This is a genomic window from Noviherbaspirillum suwonense (assembly GCF_900182955.1).
Classification (GTDB): Bacteria; Pseudomonadota; Gammaproteobacteria; order Burkholderiales; family Burkholderiaceae_D; genus Noviherbaspirillum_A; species Noviherbaspirillum_A suwonense.
The window spans coordinates 74,931-91,012 of record NZ_FXUL01000002.1; the positions used below are offsets into that span (position 1 = coordinate 74,931).

The window sequence follows — 16,082 nt, forward strand, 5'->3', positions numbered from 1 at the left end:
TGAAGGCTGCCGCAAATGAGTCCCTCCACGCCTTTCATCCAGCGTCCGGTCGCCACCGCGCTGCTGATGGTCGCCATCGTGCTGGCCGGCTTCATGGGTTTCCGCTTCCTGCCGCTGTCGGCGCTGCCGCAGGTCGACTTCCCGACGATACAGGTGCAGACCCTGTATCCGGGCGCCAGCCCCGAGGTGATGAGCCAGACCGTGACCGCGCCGCTGGAACGCCAGTTCGGCCAGATGTCCGGCCTGCAGCGGATGAGTTCGACCAGCGCGTCCGGCGTGTCCATCATCACGCTGCAATTCGACCTCGGCGAAAAGCTGGACGTGGCCGAGCAGGAAGTGCAGGCGTCGATCAATGCCGGCGCGTCGCTGCTGCCGGCCGACCTGCCGGCGCCGCCGGTCTATGCCAAGGTCAACCCGGCCGATGCGCCGGTGCTGACGCTGGCCATCACGTCCGATTCGCTGCCGCTGACCGAGGTGCAGAACCTGGTCAACACCCGGCTGGCGCTGAAGATCAGCCAGGTCACGGGCGTGGGCCTGGTGTCGCTGTCCGGCGGCCAGCGGCCCGCGGTGCGCATCCAGGCCGACAGCCAGGCGCTGGCGTCCTACGGCCTCGGCCTGGACACGCTGCGCAGCGCGATCACCGCGGCCAACGCGAACAGCGCGAAGGGCAGCTTCGACGGCCCGACCCGCTCGTTCACGATCAATTCCAATGACCAGCTGGTAACCGCGGCCGACTACGCGAGCCTGATCGTCGCCTACCGCAATGGCGCGCCGGTCCGGCTGTCCAGCGTGGCGCGCGTGGTCGACAGCGCGGAGAACATCAAGCTCGGCGCATGGGCCAACATGAAGCCGGCCATCATCCTCAATGTGCAGCGCCAGCCGGGGGCCAATGTGATCGCCACGGTCGACGCCATCAAGGCGCGGCTGCCGGAACTGCAGGCCGGCCTGCCGGCGTCGCTGCGGGTCGACGTGCTGAGCGACCGCACCACCGGCATCCGGGCGTCGGTCAAGCACGTGGAAATCGAACTGCTGCTGGCCGTGGTGCTGGTGGTGCTGGTGATCTTCGCCTTCCTGCACGACATCCGCGCCACCGTCATCGCCAGCGTGGCCGTGCCGATCTCCCTGATCGGCGCCTGCGGCATGATGTACCTGCTCGGCTACAGCCTGAACAACCTGTCGCTGATGGCGCTGACCATCGCCACCGGCTTCGTGGTCGACGACGCCATCGTCATGATCGAGAACATTGCGCGCTACATCGAGGAAGGCGAGACGCCGATGGCGGCGGCGCTGAAGGGCGCGGCGCAGATCGGTTTCACGATCATCTCGCTGACCGTGTCCCTGATCGCGGTGCTGATCCCGCTGCTGTTCATGGGCGACGTGGTCGGCCGGCTGTTCCGCGAGTTCGCGATCACGCTGGCCATCACCATCCTGATCTCCGGCGTGGTGTCGCTGACGCTGGTGCCGATGATGTCGGCGCGCTGGCTCAAGGGCCACGACGCCGGCCGGCGCGACCAGCCGCCCGGACGCATGCAGCAGATGTTCGACCGCGTGATGGTGCGCTACGACCGTTCGCTGCAGTGGGTGCTGGCGCACCAGCCGCTGACGTTGCTGGTGGCGCTGGCGACGCTGGGGCTGACCGTGCTGCTCTACATGCTGATCCCCAAGGGCCTGTTCCCGACGCAGGACACCGGCCAGCTGCAGGCCAGGGTGGAAGCCGCGCAGTCGGTGTCCTACCAGCGCATGAGCGAGCTGCAGCAGGCGGCCGCCGAGGCGATCCTGCAGGACCCTGCCGTGGAAAACCTGGCGTCCTTCGTCGGGGTCGACGCCGCCAACAACACGATGCTGCACACCGGGCGCATGCTGATCAACCTGAAGGGCGACCGCAGCGGCAAGCCGCAGGAAATCATGGCCCGCCTGCGCGACCGGGTTTCCAGGGTCGCCGGCGTCACGCTCTACCTGCAGCCGACCCAGGACCTGACCATCGACGCCGAATCCGGCCCGACCCAGTACCGGCTCTCGCTGGAAGGCGCCAACAGCGCTACCGTCAATGAATGGGCCGGCCGGCTCGCGCAGAAGCTGCAGGCCGTTCCGCAGCTGAGGAATGTCACGTCGGACGCCGGCGCCACGGGCCTCGCAGCGGTGGTCGAGATCGACCGCGACACGGCGTCGCGGCTCGGCATTACCGCGGCGGCGGTGGACGAGGCGCTGTACAGCGCTTTCGGCCAGCGCATCGTCTCCACCATCTTCACCGAGACCAACCAGTACCGGGTCATCCTCGAGGCGCAGCAGGAAGGGCTGACGACGCCGCAGACGCTGGGCGCGCTGCAATTGCGCACCAGCGCCGGCCGGCCGACGCCGCTGTCGGCGGTGGCCCGCATCACCGAGAGGCCGGCGCCGCTGCAGGTGACGCACGTGGCGCAGTATCCGGCGACCACGCTGGGCTTCGACACCGCGCCTGGCGTGTCGCTGGGGCGGGCGGTGGACGCGATACGCGAGGCCGCGCTGGACGTGAAGCTGCCGCCCAGCGTGACCATGACCTTCCTCGGCGCATCCGGCGCCTACCAGGCGTCGCTGACCAACCAGCTGTGGCTGATCCTGGCCGCGGTGGTCTGCGTGTACATCGTGCTGGGGGTGCTGTATGAAAGCTACGTGCATCCGCTGACCATCCTGTCGACGCTGCCGTCGGCCGGCGTCGGCGCGCTGCTGGCGTTGATGATCAGCGGCGAGGACCTCGGCGTGATCGGCATCATCGGCATCATCCTGCTGATCGGCATCGTCAAGAAGAACGCGATCATGATGATCGACTTCGCGATCGACGCCGAACGCAACGACGGCCAGACGCCGCGCAACGCGATCCACCAGGCCGCGATGCTGCGCTTCCGCCCGATCCTGATGACCACGCTGGCCGCGCTGTTCGCGGCGGTGCCGCTGATGCTGGGCTGGGGCGAGGGCGCCGAGCTGCGGCGGCCGCTGGGCCTGGCCATCTTCGGCGGGCTGATCGTCAGCCAGATGCTGACGCTGTACACCACGCCGGTGATCTACCTGGCCTTCGACCGGCTCGGCAGCCGGTTCGGGAACAGGCAGCCCCGTCCCGATACCGAGGGGGCCAGCGCTTGAACCTGTCCGGCCCCTTCGTCCGCCGGCCCATCGCCACGGTGCTGCTGACCATCGGCCTGGCGCTGGCCGGCATCGCCGCCTTCCTGGTGCTGCCGGTGTCGCCGCTGCCGCAGGTCGACTTCCCGGCGATCTCGGTGTCGGCCTCGCTGCCCGGCGCCAGCCCGGAAACCATGGCGACCTCGGTCGCGACGCCGCTCGAGCGGCGGCTGGGCGTGATCGCCGGCGTCACCGAGATGACGTCCAACAGCGGCAACGGCTCGACCCGCATCAGCCTCCAGTTCGACCTGTCGCGCAAGATCGACGCGGCGGCCCGCGAAGTGCAGGCCGCCATCAACGCGTCCCGCGCAGATTTGCCGGCCACGCTGCGCAGCAACCCGACCTACCGCAAGATCAACCCGTCCGACGCGCCGGTGATGATCCTCGCGCTGACCTCGGCGACGCGCACGCCCGGCCAGGTATACGACGACGTCTCCAACATCGTCCAGCAGAAGCTGGCCCAGGTCGAAGGCGTCGGCGACGTCGAGCTCGGCGGCGGCTCGCTGCCGGCGGTGCGGGTCGAACTGCTGCCGTTCGCGTTGAACCGCTACGGCGTGAGCATGGAAGACGTGCGCGCGGCGATCCAGGCCAGCAATGGCAACCGGCCCAAGGGCGCGATCGAGGGCGACGAGCGCCGGCTGCAGATCTATACGAGGTCGTCCGCCGGCGGCGGCCGCACCGCGGCCGACTACCGCGGGCTGGTGGTGGCCTGGCGCAACGGCTCGCCGATACGGCTGTCCGACATTGCCGACGTGGTCGACGGCCAGGAGAACAAGCGCACGCTGGGCCTGTTCAACGGCCTGCCGGCGATCATCGTGGTGATCACGCGCCAGCCCGGCGCGAACGTGATCCAGACCGTCGACAACGTGCGCGCGCTGATCCCCGAACTGCAGGCGCAGCTGCCGGCCGACGTCAAGCTGCAGGTCGCCTCGGACCGGACGACCTCGATCCGGGCGTCGCTGCACGAGATCGAGATGACGCTGATCCTGTCCATCCTGCTGGTGGTGCTGGTGGTCAGCCTGTTCCTGCGCAACCTGCGCGCGACCATCATCCCGGCGGTGGCGACCGTGGTGTCGCTGCTGGGCACCTTCGGCGTCATGTATGCGCTCGGCTTTTCGCTCAACAACCTGAGCCTGATGGCGCTGACCGTGGCGACCGGCTTCGTGGTCGACGACGCCATCGTCGTCCTGGAAAACACCAGCCGCCATATCGAGCAGGGCATGGACCGCTTCAAGGCCGCGCTCCTGGGCGCGCGCGAGGTCGGCTTCACCGTGCTGTCGATCAGCCTGTCGCTGGTGGCGGTGTTCATCCCGCTGCTGTTCATGGGCGGCCAGGTCGGCCGCCTGTTCGGCGAGTTCGCGATGACGCTGTCGGCCGCCGTGATGATCTCGCTGGTGGTGTCGCTGACGACCACACCGATGATGTGCGCGTGGCTGCTCAAGTCGCCCGACCAGCAGAAGCCGCCGGGGCGGGTGTCGCGGCTTCTGGAGCGCGGCTTCGTGGCGACCCAGCGCGCGTACGAGCACAGCCTGGACTGGGCGCTGGCCAGCCGCTGGCTGGTGCTGTTCATCCTGGTCGCGGTGGTCGGCATGAACGTCTACCTGTTCAAGGCCGCGCCCAAGGGCTTCTTCCCGACCCAGGACACCGGCCAGATCAGCGCCGGCATCCGCGCCGACCAGAGCATCTCGTTCGAGGCGATGCAGGCCAAGCTGCGGCAGATCGTCGACATCATCAAGCGCGACCCGGCGGTGGACACGGTGGTCGGCTTTACCGGCGGCAGCCGGGCCGGCGGCGGCTTCATGTTCATCGCGCTGAAGCCTGCCGACCAGCGCACCGAGCGCGGGCAGGCGGTGATTGCCCGTCTGCGGCCCCAACTGGCGCAGATCACCGGCGTGCGCCTGTTCCTCAACCCGGTGCAGGACCTGCGCATGGGCGGGCGCTCCAGCAACTCGACCTACCAGTACACGCTCAAGAGCGACAATGCGAACGACCTCAAGCGCTGGTCGACCCGGCTGGCCGACGCGATGCGCAGGCAGCCTGGCCTGGCCGACATCGACACCGACCAGGAAGAGAATGGCGTGGAAACCTTCGTCACGGTCGACCGCGACAGCGCCGCCCGGCTGGGCGTGAATTCGCGCGATGTCGACAATGCGCTGTACAACAGCTTCGGGCAGCGCCAGGTCGCGACCATCTACGACGAGCTGAACCAGTATCGGGTCATCATGGAAGTCGCGCCCGAATATGCGCGCAGCCCGGAGTCGCTGCGGGATGTCTACGTGCCGGCGCGCGGCGCGGCCGCAACCACGGCGACCGCCGCCACGGCTGCGGCTGCCTCCACCACGTCCACCACGGCAACCGTCGCGGGCGCCGCGACGAGCACCAGCGCCGCCTCGGGCGGCACGGGCACGACCGCCGGCGCGGCGTCGACGACGGCCGCCGCGCCGGTGAACCCGGCGCTGCGCGACCCGGCGAGCGGCCAGGCGCTGAGCACCGCGCCGACCACCATGGTGCCGCTGTCGGCCTTCGCCCGTTTCACCGAGCGCGCGACGGCGACGTCCGTCAGCCACCAGGATGCGGAACTGGCGACGACCATTTCCTACAACCTGGACGAGGGTTTCAGCCTGACGCAGGCGCAGGCGGCGGTGCGCCAGGCCGAAGCCGACATCGGCATGCCGACCAATGTGCGCGGCAGCTTCGAAGGCACCGCCCGCGGTTTCCAGGAAAGCCAGGACAAGCAGCCGATGCTGATCGCCGCAGCGCTCATCGTCATCTATATCGTGCTGGGGGTGCTGTACGAAAGCCTGGTGCACCCGATCACCGTGCTGTCGACGCTGCCGTCGGCCGGCGTCGGCGCCATCATCGCGCTGCTGCTGTTCGGCATGGACTTTTCCATCATCGCGCTGATCGGCGTGTTCCTGCTGATCGGCATCGTCAAGAAGAACGCGATCCTGATCATCGACTTTGCGCTGGAAGCCGAACGTTCGCGCGGGCTGTCGGCAATCGAGGCGGTGCGCGAAGCCTGCCTGCTGCGCTTCCGGCCCATCCTGATGACGACGCTGGCCGCGGCGCTCGGCGCGCTGCCGCTGGCCATCGGCTTCGGCGAAGGCGCCGAACTGCGCCGGCCGCTGGGGATCGCCATCATCGGCGGCCTTGTGGCCAGCCAGGTGCTGACGCTGCTGACGACGCCGGTGGTCTACATCCTCCTCGACAAGCTGCGCCGCCGCTCGCCCGGCGAACAGGCGCTGGCCCGCACCACTGAACCGCTACACACCTGATATCCATGCGCTTATTGAAGAGTTCCGCGTTTCCCCTGCCTGCGTTGCGGCGCAATGTGCTTGCCGTGGCCGTCCTGGCCAGCCTTGGCGCCTGCTCGCTGGCGCCGGTGTACCGGGAGCCGCCGCTGCCGCTGCCGGCCGCGTTCAAGGAAGCCGGCGACTGGGTGCCGGCGACGCCGGCGGACGACGCGCCGCGCGGCCCGTGGTGGAGCGTGTTCAACGACCCGGTGCTCGACGGACTGGCAAACGCGGTGCAGGTGTCGAACCAGAATGTCGCCGCCGCCAGCGCCGCCTATGCGCAGGCGCGCGCGCTGGTGGCGGGCCAGCGCGCAACCCTGGTTCCGGTCGTGTCGCTGGATGCGGGCGCCGACCGCGGCAGCAGCAGTAACAACAGCGCGTCCAGCCTCGGCAGCGGCGCGCGGGTGCGCAACACCTACCAGGCCAGCCTGGGCGCGAGCTGGGAGCCGGACTTGTGGGGCCGGCTGCGCGGCGGCGTCGAGAGCGCATCGTCCAGCGCCGCGGCCAGCCAGGCCGACCTGGCCTCGGCCACGCTGTCGGCCCAGGGCGAACTGGTGGCCAATTACCTGAACCTGCGCGAGACGGACGTCCAGTCCGAGCTGCTGCAGGCCACCATCGCCGGCTACCAGCGGGTGCGGCAGATCACGCAGAACCGCTATGACGCCGGCGTGATCCCGAAGACCGACCTGCTGCAGGCCGAGACCCAGCTGGCCACCGCGCAGGCCGACCAGGTCGGCCTGCAGCGGCAGCGCGCGCAGCTCGAGCATGCGATCGCGGTCCTGGTCGGCAGGACGCCTGCCGACTTCTCGTTGCCGCCGGCCGCCTGGTCGCCCACGGTGCCCGACATTCCGCTGGTGCTGCCGGCCACGCTGCTGCAGCGGCGGCCCGACATCGCCGGCGCCGAACGGCGCGTGGCCGCGGCCAACGCCGAGATCGGCATCGCCCGCGCCGGCTACTTCCCCAGCATCGGCCTGACCGCGTCCTACGGCTACGGCGCGAGCCGGGTCGGCGACCTGTTCAACGCGTCGGCCAGCGCCTGGTCGCTCGGCCTGTCGCTGGCGCAGCGGGTGTTCGACGCCGGCGCCGTCAGCGCCCAGGTCGACGCCGCCCGCGCGGTCCAGGAGCGCACCGCCGCGCAATACCGGCAAACCGTGCTCGTCGCATTCCAGGATGTCGAGGACCAGCTCGCCGCCACCCGCGTGCTGGCGCTGCAGCTGACCTATCGCCGCGCCGCATCGACGGCCGCCGACCAGGTGGAGCAGCAGGTGCTGAACCGCTACCGGGCCGGGCAGGTCAGCTACACCGAGGTGGTCACCGCGCAGGCAACCGCGCTGCAGGCCCGCCGCACGCTGGCGCAGTTGCAGGCGGACCGGCAGGTGGTTGCGGTGGCGCTGATACAGGCGCTGGGAGGCGGGTGGCAGCGGTAGATCGTGGGCTGGCCGGTTTGTCGGGCATGGAACGTGGGAAGTCGCTAGGCCGTTGAAGCCTGTTTCGCGTGGGGCGCCGCGCTGCGGGGCTCTTGCGCTCATGCGTAGTAAGCATGGCGCGTGTCAAGGATGGTTACCTCATCGGGCACAGGCGTCCGACCCGACTACCCAGGTTCACAAGGCGCCATCAAATTCCGTAGGGTGTACGTACGGTGTAATAAGCGAATGTGCATTACACCCCAAGTTGCGAACATGCGATGGTGGCTGATTGCCGAGTGCTGTAATGCGCTTTGCTTATTCCACCCTACGAGCCTGCGAGCCACGCAGACGAAACCGAACGATCGATCCCATCCGGCACGCGATCGCTTGGGATCGGTATGAGCCGCCGGAATTCCAGGCTGTTTTCGGATGGGTGGGCAGCAAGCGAAGATCCTGATGCGGACCGTGGAGCCGCCGGGACGCAGCTGGCTACAGCTCGTTCATCGCGCGCTTGCGGCGTTCCATCATCCGCCAGATGAATGGCGTGAAGATCAGCTGCATCGCCAACTCCATCTTGCCGCCGGGGACCACGATGGTGTTCGCGCGCGACATGAACGAGTCCTTGACCATGTTCAGCAGGTACTGGAAATCGATGCCCTTGGGTTGCGCGAAGCGGATGACGACGAAGCTCTCGTCCGGCGCCGGGATGTCGCGCGCGATGAAGGGGTTGGACGTGTCGACGCAGGGCACCCGCTGGAAGTTGACATGGGTGTGCGTGAATTGCGGGCAGATGTAATTCACGTAGTCAGGCATGCGCCGCAGGATGGTGTCGGTGACCGCCTCGGTCGAATAGCCGCGCTTGGACTTGTCGCGCCACAGTTTCTGTATCCACTCCAGGTTGATCACCGGGACCACGCCGATCAGCAGGTCCGGGTACTGCGCGATGTCGATGTCCTGGTGGATCACGGCGCCATGCAGGCCTTCGTAGAACAGCAGGTCGGTGCCCGGCTCGACCTCTTCCCATTCGGTGAAGGTGCCGGGCTTCCGGCCATACGGCGCGGCCTCGTCCGCGTCATGCAGGTACTTGCGGCGGCGCCCGCTGCCCGTGCTGGCATAGGTGCGAAACAGTCCTTCGAGTTCCGCGAACAGGTTGTTGTCCGGGCCGAAATGACTGAAGTTGCGGTCGCCGTTTTTCTCGGCCTCGATCAGGCGCTCCTTCATTTCCTCGCGGTCGTAGCGGTGGAAGCTGTCGCCCTCGACGATCGCGGCGGTGATGTTCTCGCGTCGGAATATATTCTCGAAGGTGCGGGTGACCGAGGTGGTGCCCGCGCCGGACGAGCCGGTGATGGCGATGATCGGGTAGCGTTCGGACATGTTGCGTCTCCTCTCGTCAGGCCGGCGCACGGAACAGGCTGCGCTCGCAGAACAGCGGCTCCGGCAGTTCCTGCGGCGGCGGCGCGTTGTGGTAGCGCTCGATCAGCTCGACTTCGTGGCGCGAGCCGAAGATCAGGCCGATGCGCTGGTGCAGCGAGGTCGGCGTCACCGACGTCACCGGCTGCCGGCCGGTGCTGGCGCGGCCGCCCGCCTGCTCCATCAGGAAGCCGATCGGGTTGGCTTCGTACAGCAGGCGCAGCCGGCCGGGCACCGCGCTGTTGCGGCTGTCGCGCGGGTAGAGGAACACGCCGCCGCGCATCAGGATGCGGTGGGCGTCCGCCACCATGGAAGCAATCCAGCGCATGTTGAAGTCGCGCCCGCGCGGCCCGGTGCGCCCTGCCAGGCACTCGTTGACATAGCGAGTCACCGGCGGCTCCCAGAAGCGGCTATTGGACGCGTTGATGGCGAACTCGCCGGTGTCCGGCGGCACGCCGAGCCGGGCATGGGTCAGCATGAACTCGCCTAGCTGCGGGCACAGCGTGAAGCCGTTCACGCCATTGCCGACGGTGAGCACCAGCATCGTGGTCGGGCCATAGATCGCATAGCCGGCGGCGACCTGGCGTACGCCGGGCTGCAGGAAGTCGGCCGCTGTCACCGGCCGGTCGTCGTCGGCGCCGCGGAGCACCGAAAAGATGCTGCCGACCGACAGGTTGACGTCGATGTTGGACGAGCCGTCCATCGGGTCGAACACCAGCAGGTAGCGGCCGCGCGGATAGCAGCCGGGGATCTGGTAAGGCTGCTCCATTTCCTCCGAGGCCATGCCGGCAAGGTAGCCGCCCCAGTTGTTGCCTTCGACGAAGATGTCGTTGCTGATCACGTCCAGCTTCTGCTGCAGTTCGCCCTGCACGTTGATGGCGCCGTCGCTGCCCATCGTGCCGCCGAGCGCGCCGGCCGCGACCTTGCGGGCGATGCGCTTGCAGCACAGGGCGACATTGAGCAGCAGGCTGTTGAAGTCGCCGCCTGCTTCGGGAAAGCGGCGGCGTTCCTCGATCAGGAACTGGGTCAGGGTGATGCGCATGTCCGGGTTCATCTGCTGTCTCCACGGGTGGCTTCATTGTCGGGCGGCGCGCCGGCTGGCTTCTCAGCTGGCTTCGAACAGCGTGCCTTCATGCCAGTGCGCCAGCGCATCCAGGTCGACCCAGCGATGGTCGGCGCCGGCGATGTGCTGGCCCATCGTCTGGCCGGGGTCGCCGAGGTGCGGCAGCACCAGCAGCGCGCCGGCGAACGAATGCAGCGCGGTGTAGGCGGTGGGCGTGACGATGGTCGGGATGCCGGCCGCGGTGGCCGCGCGCAGTCCGTGCTCGGAATCCTCGAAGGCCAGGCAGGCGTAAGCCGGCAGCCCCAGTCCGCGCAGCGCCGCGTGGTAGATGTCCGGCGCCGGCTTCTTCTGGGCGACGGTGGCGCCGTCGCAGATCGCCTTGAAGAGCCTGCGCCAGTCCGGGCCGAAAGGCGCGCGCAGCAGCGCGTCGACATTGGCCGGCGTGGTCGTGGTGGCAATGGCCATCGGCATGCCGGCGGCATGGGCTTCCCGGATCAGCCGCAGCATGCCGGGACGCAGCGGCAGCCTGCCGCCCTCGACCTGTTCGGCATAGAGCCGCGTCTTCAGCGCGTGCAGCCGGTCCACCATGGTCCGGGCGCGCATGCTGCGCGCCTCGTCCGGGTCCGCCATGCGCCAGTAATGCATGATGCGCTCCTTGCCGCCGGCCACCTGCAGCAGGCGGGTATAGAGCGCCTCGCTCCAGTACCAGTCCAGGCCGGCCTGCGCGAAGGCGGCGTTGAAGGCGGCCCGATGGGCGTCCTCGGTATCGGCAAGGGTGCCGTCGACATCGAAAATCAGGGCTTGCAGCATGATGGTTTCCCAGGTTGTGTTGGCATACGAAGGCGTCAGGCGGACGACGCCGGCGCGGCGGCCGGCGTGTCGGCGAATACGCGGCTTGCCAGCAGGTCGGCCGCGGTGATGGTGACCAGCGCATCGTCGTCCACCGCCTCCGGGCGATCGAGCAGGCGCGACGCATGCCGCAGCCTGGCCCGGTCCAATGCGTTGCGCATGCTGCGGGCGTTGGCGAAGTGCGGCTGGGCCATGCGCCGTTCGATGTAGCGGTGGAACAGGTCACCGGCCTCGCTGTCGAAGCGGTACTGCATCTGCGCCAGCATCAGCCCGGCGATCGTGGCCAGTTCCTCCACGCCGTAGTCGGGGAAGTCGATATGGTGGGCGATGCGGGACGACATGCCCGGGTTGGACTCGAAGAAGCGGTCCATCCTGTCCTTGTAGCCCGCCAGGATCACGACCAGGTCGTCGCGGTTGTTCTCCATCACCTGCAGCAGGATCTCGATCGCTTCCTGGCCGTAGTCGCGCTCGTTCTCCGGCCGGTACAGGTAATACGCTTCATCGATGAAGAGCACGCCGCCCATGGCCTTCTTCAGGATCTCCCGCGTCTTCGGCGCGGTGTGGCCGATGTACTGGCCGACCAGGTCGTCGCGGGTCACCGCGACCAGGTGGCCGCGCCGCAGGTAGCCGAGCTGGAACAGGATCTGCGCCATGCGCATCGCCACCGTCGTCTTGCCGGTGCCGGGATTGCCGGTGAAGCACATGTGCAGGCTGGGCGCGCCGGCCGCGAATCCGCGTTCCCGGCGCAGCTTGTCCACCAGCAGCAGCGCCGCGATGTCCCGGATGCGCGACTTGACCGGCGCCAGCCCGACCAGCTCGCGGTCCAGCTGCGCCAGCAGCTCGCGTATGCCGGACGCGGCCAGCGCGGTGGCCAGCGTGCTGGCGGCGGCGGGCGGGGACAATTCGGTCACGGACATGGCGGTCGCTCCTACAGGTAACGTGCGCCTTCGGGCCGGGCCTGGGCCGCATAGCTTTCCAGTGTGTAGCGGATCGCGCGGCCCTCCGCTTCCTGCCGCACCAGCCGGAAGCCCGGTTCATGCGCGGGCCGGTTGACGATGAAGGACAGCACCACGCTTTCCACCGTGTGGGTCGAATCGAATGCGGTGACGCGGATGTAATGCGACGGGAAGGTGCGGCGGCAGCTGTCTAGCTCCAGCATGATGGCGGCCGCATCGCGCAGGTCGAACATCGGGTTGCCGAACATGTCCCAGTAGACGTTGCGCGGATGCGGGTCGTCGGTGTATTCGATGCCGACCGCCCAGCCGTTTCGCAGGCAGTAGTCGAGCTGTCTGGCGATCTGCTCGTCGCTCAGGTCCGGCAGGTAGGAAAAGGTGCCTTGGGTAATGCGCATGATGTCCTCGCTGGTGCATTGATGGCTGGCGTCGCGGTTCAGGAAACCGACGCGGTCGGCACGTAGTCCGAGGTGTCGGTCGACGTGTAGTTGAAGCTGATCTCGCCCCAGGTGTCGAGCGCCGCCTTCAGCGGCCTGCACCACCTGGCGGTTTCCTTCAGGATGTCGGCGCCTTCGTTGCGGATGTCGCGGCCCTCGTTGCGCGCCAGCACCATCGCCTCCAGCGCGACGCGGTTCGCGGTGGCGCCAGCCTGTATGCCCTGCGGATGGCCGATGGTGCCGCCGCCGAACTGCAGCACCACGTCGTCGCCGAACAGGTCCAGCAGCTGGTGCATCTGGCCGGCGTGGATGCCGCCGGACGCCACCGGCATGACCTTGCGCAGCGCGCCCCAGTCCTGGTCGAAGTAGATGCCGCGCGGCAGGTCCACCAGGGTCTGGGCGTCGCGGCAGACATGGTAATAACCCTGCACCGTCATCGGGTCGCCTTCGAGCTTGCCGACCGCGGTGCCGGCATGGATATGGTCGACCCCGACCAGCCGCATCCACTTGGCGATCACGCGGAAGGACACGCCATGGTTCTTCTGCCGCGTGTAGGTGCCGTGGCCGGCGCGGTGCAGGTGCAGCAGCATGTCGTTCTGGCGGCACCAGTGGGACATCGACTGGATCGCGGTATAGCCGACCACGAGGTCGACCATCACGATGACCGAGCCCAGGTCCTTCGCGAACTGGGCCCGCCGGTACATCTCTTCCATGGTGCCGGCCGTGATGTTGAGATAGCTGCCCTTGACTTCGCCGGTTGCGGCGGACGCCCTGTTGACCGCGTCCATCACCGACAGGTAGCGGTCGCGCCAGTGCATGAAGGGCTGCGAGTTGATGTTCTCGTCGTCCTTCATGAAATCCAGGCCGCCCCTGAGTCCCTCGTAGACCACGCGGCCGTAGTTGCGGGCCGACAGCCCGAGCTTGGGCTTGGTGGTGGCGCCCAGCAGCGGCCGGCCGAACTTGTCCAGCCGCTCGCGCTCGACCACGATGCCGGTCGGCGGGCCGGCGAAGGTCTTCACATAGGCGACCGGGAACTTCATGTCTTCCAGCCGCGCCGCCTTCAGCGGCTTGAAGCTGAACACGTTGCCGATGATGGACGCGGCGACGTTGGTGATCGAGCCTTCCTCGAACAGCGACAGGTCGTAGGCGACGTAGCAGAAATACTGGTCCGGGTTGTTCGGCACCGGGTCGATGCGGTAGGCCTTGGCGCGGTACATGTCGCAGGCGGTCAGCCGGTCGGTCCAGACCACGGTCCAGGTGGCGGTGGAAGACTCGCCGGCCACCGCGGCGGCCGCCTCGATCGGGTCGACGCCATCCTGCGGCGTGATGCGGAACAGCGCCAGCACATCGGTCTCCTTGGGCTGGTAGTCGCTGTCCCAATAGCCCATCTGCGCGTACTTCAATACGCCGGCCGAATAGCGTTTTTTCTGGTCCGTGATCTGCACCATGTCATTTGCGCCCATTGCCGTCTCCTGTTGGCTTTGCGAGGCTTCACTGTACAAGCGGTATTCGATAAGTTCTAATAAGCCTTTATTGGCCCAGCATCAGGAAAAGCTGATAGGCATTAGCCGAAAACGGATTGCCATGCGCCGCTATACCTTGAGGCAACTCGATACGTTTCTCGAAGTCGTGCGCTGCGGCTCGGTCTCGCGCGCCGCCGAGAAGCTGCACGTGACGCAGCCGGCGGTGTCGATGCAGCTGCGCCAGCTCGAGGACGGCCTCGGCGTGCCGCTGCTGGAGACGGTGGGCCGGCAGGTGCGGCTGACGGCGGCCGGCGTGGAGGTCGAACAGTGCGCGGCGGCCGCCATTGCGCGCCTCAAGGAGCTCGACGACCTGGTGGCCGGGCATCGCGGGCTGAAGCAGGGCAGGGTCGACCTGGCCGTGGTCAGCACGGCGAAATACTTCATGCCCATGCTGCTGGTGCGCTTTCGCGCGATGTTCCCGGAGATCGAGTTCTCGCTGCAGATCCATAACCGGGAAAGCATCATGAAGCTGCTGGCCCGCAACGAGGTCGACCTGATCATCATGGGCCGTGCGCCCGAGGGCATCGACTGCTCCTCGACGGAATTCGCCACCAATCCGATGGGCGTCATCTGCGCGCCCAACCATCCGCTGTCGCGCCGCCGGGGAGCGGCGATCTCGGTGCTGCAGGGACAGCAGTTCGTGGTGCGCGAACCGGGTTCCGGCACGCGCAGCGCGATGGAGGGCCTGTTCGCGGAACACGGCATCAGGCCCGAGATCGTGATGGAAATGCCCAGCAACGAGACCATCAAGCAGGCAGTGATGGCCGGCATGGGCATGTCCTTCCTGTCGCTGCGGACCGTGCGCAACGAGCTTGCGGCCGGGCATCTCGCGCTGGTCGACATCGTCGGCCTGCCGGTCATACGCCACTGGCACGTGACGCACCTGAGCGCGAAGCGGTTGTCGCCGGCCGCGGATGCGTTGAAGCATTTCCTGATCGAGGAAGGCGGCCCGCTGATACGCGCCTGGGCCTGAGCCTGAGCGTGACTCTAAGTCTGCATCGGCAAAGGGCTGCGCCTGCTCACGGCGCATCGAGCGCGTTCCGTTCCAGCCGCAGGTAGAGCTGCTCGACGTTCTTCGCGTGCATGTTGTCGTACTGCACCCAGTGGCGGTAGGCCGGCACCGGCGCGGCGGCCGCCGCTTCGCCGAGGCTGACGCGCCGGTCGTAGGCGGCCGCCACCGCCGGTCCCAGCAGCGCCAGGTAGGCATCCAGCTCCGCCAGCCGCGACGGCACGCTGACCGGCCCTTCGCCCGGGACGATGAGTTCCGCGCCCAGCGCCGTCAGGCTGGACAGCGCCGCGCGCCATTGGCCGAGGTCGGCGTCCCTCGCATCCGGTATGCGATCGAGCGACACCAGGCCGCCGCCGAACAGTGTCCGGCTGCGGCGGTCGTACACCGCGATGGAGCCCGGCGCGGAAGTCGGTCCGTAGTAGAGCAGGTCGATGGTCCTGCCGCCGGCGGTGATAGTGGTCGACTGCGACACGGTCAGGGTCGGGCGCACCACCTCGGTGTCTCTCATTTCCTCCGCGCCCAGCGTGTCGTTGAGCAGCTTCAGGCAGCGCATGCAGCGCGCGGCGATCAGCGCGTCGGTTTCCTGGTGCGCGATGATGGGCACGCCTGCGTTGCGCAGCATGCCGTTGCCGAACAGGAAAGCCGGATTCTGGTGGGTGTTGATGGCCAGCACGACCGGCTTGGACGTGATCCGGCGCAGGTCGTCCAGCAGCTGGCGCGCCTGCCTGGCGCTGGTCCCGGTGTCGATGAGGATCACGCCCTCCGTGCCGACCAGGATGCCGGCATTGCCGACCACGCCGCGGTTGGCGGGCGCGGCCTGCCCGGTGGCGCCGATGACCGCGTACACATCCGGCGCAATCTGCTCCGGTTTCGGAACACCCGCAGCGCGCGCGATGCCGGCGGCGACAACCAGGTTCAGCAGCCAGGCAAGGGATGGCAGCAATCTTGCTAGAACAGATGTCATGCGGAACGATTCCGGTTCATCC

General features: G+C 68.0%; 11 protein-coding genes. 4 read left to right on the top strand and 7 right to left on the bottom strand.

The window, feature by feature from the left end:
* Positions 1-15: 15 nt before the first annotated feature.
* The 3 genes from QOL82_RS03585 to QOL82_RS03595 are packed head-to-tail and all read left to right on the top strand — an operon-like array spanning position 16 to position 7,873.
* Complete coding sequence (locus QOL82_RS03585; RefSeq protein WP_283440876.1) at positions 16-3,117, top strand: efflux RND transporter permease subunit; 3,102 nt, start codon at positions 16-18, stop codon at positions 3,115-3,117.
* Positions 3,114-6,428 (top strand): efflux RND transporter permease subunit, encoded by a 3,315-nt coding sequence (locus QOL82_RS03590; protein ID WP_283440877.1) that lies wholly within the window; start codon positions 3,114-3,116, stop codon positions 6,426-6,428. Before QOL82_RS03585 ends, QOL82_RS03590 begins: the two co-directional genes overlap by 4 nt.
* A gap of 5 nt (positions 6,429-6,433) precedes the next feature.
* Positions 6,434-7,873, top strand: coding sequence for an efflux transporter outer membrane subunit (locus tag QOL82_RS03595; protein WP_283440878.1), 1,440 nt, complete (start codon positions 6,434-6,436; stop codon positions 7,871-7,873).
* 468 nt (positions 7,874-8,341) lie between these two features.
* On the opposite strand, the gene QOL82_RS03600 is transcribed toward QOL82_RS03595, so the two are convergent.
* From QOL82_RS03600 to QOL82_RS03625, 6 genes are read right to left on the bottom strand one after another with little or no spacing between them, the layout of a single operon-like run.
* Complete coding sequence (locus tag QOL82_RS03600; protein WP_283440879.1) at positions 8,342-9,226, bottom strand: phosphoribulokinase; 885 nt, start codon at positions 9,224-9,226, stop codon at positions 8,342-8,344.
* Between the two features lie 16 nt (positions 9,227-9,242).
* Positions 9,243-10,316 (bottom strand): class 1 fructose-bisphosphatase, encoded by a 1,074-nt coding sequence (locus tag QOL82_RS03605; RefSeq protein WP_283440880.1) that lies wholly within the window; start codon positions 10,314-10,316, stop codon positions 9,243-9,245.
* Positions 10,317-10,367: 51 nt separating this feature from the next.
* Positions 10,368-11,132: an HAD family hydrolase gene (locus tag QOL82_RS03610; protein ID WP_283441261.1), complete on the bottom strand. Its 765-nt coding sequence runs from the start codon at positions 11,130-11,132 to the stop codon at positions 10,368-10,370.
* Positions 11,133-11,170: 38 nt separating this feature from the next.
* The gene (gene cbbX, locus QOL82_RS03615) at positions 11,171-12,091 is read right to left on the bottom strand and encodes a CbbX protein (RefSeq protein ID WP_283440881.1); all 921 of its coding nucleotides are present in this window, start codon (positions 12,089-12,091) and stop codon (positions 11,171-11,173) included.
* An 11-nt stretch (positions 12,092-12,102) separates the two neighbouring features.
* Positions 12,103-12,525 (bottom strand): ribulose bisphosphate carboxylase small subunit, encoded by a 423-nt coding sequence (locus QOL82_RS03620; RefSeq protein ID WP_283440882.1) that lies wholly within the window; start codon positions 12,523-12,525, stop codon positions 12,103-12,105.
* A gap of 38 nt (positions 12,526-12,563) precedes the next feature.
* Positions 12,564-14,027, bottom strand: a complete 1,464-nt coding sequence (locus tag QOL82_RS03625) for a form I ribulose bisphosphate carboxylase large subunit (RefSeq protein ID WP_283440883.1) — start codon at positions 14,025-14,027, stop codon at positions 12,564-12,566.
* 121 nt (positions 14,028-14,148) lie between these two features.
* On the opposite strand from QOL82_RS03625, the gene QOL82_RS03630 reads away from it, so the two are divergent.
* A complete protein-coding gene (locus QOL82_RS03630; protein WP_283440884.1) occupies positions 14,149-15,060 on the top strand; it encodes a LysR family transcriptional regulator in 912 nt (303 codons plus the stop codon).
* Between the two features lie 46 nt (positions 15,061-15,106).
* Here QOL82_RS03630 and QOL82_RS03635 read toward each other — a convergent pair whose 3' ends face one another.
* On the bottom strand, positions 15,107-16,060 hold the full coding sequence (locus QOL82_RS03635; protein WP_283440885.1) for an MBL fold metallo-hydrolase: 954 nt from the start codon (positions 16,058-16,060) through the stop codon (positions 15,107-15,109).
* Positions 16,061-16,082 lie beyond the last annotated feature (22 nt).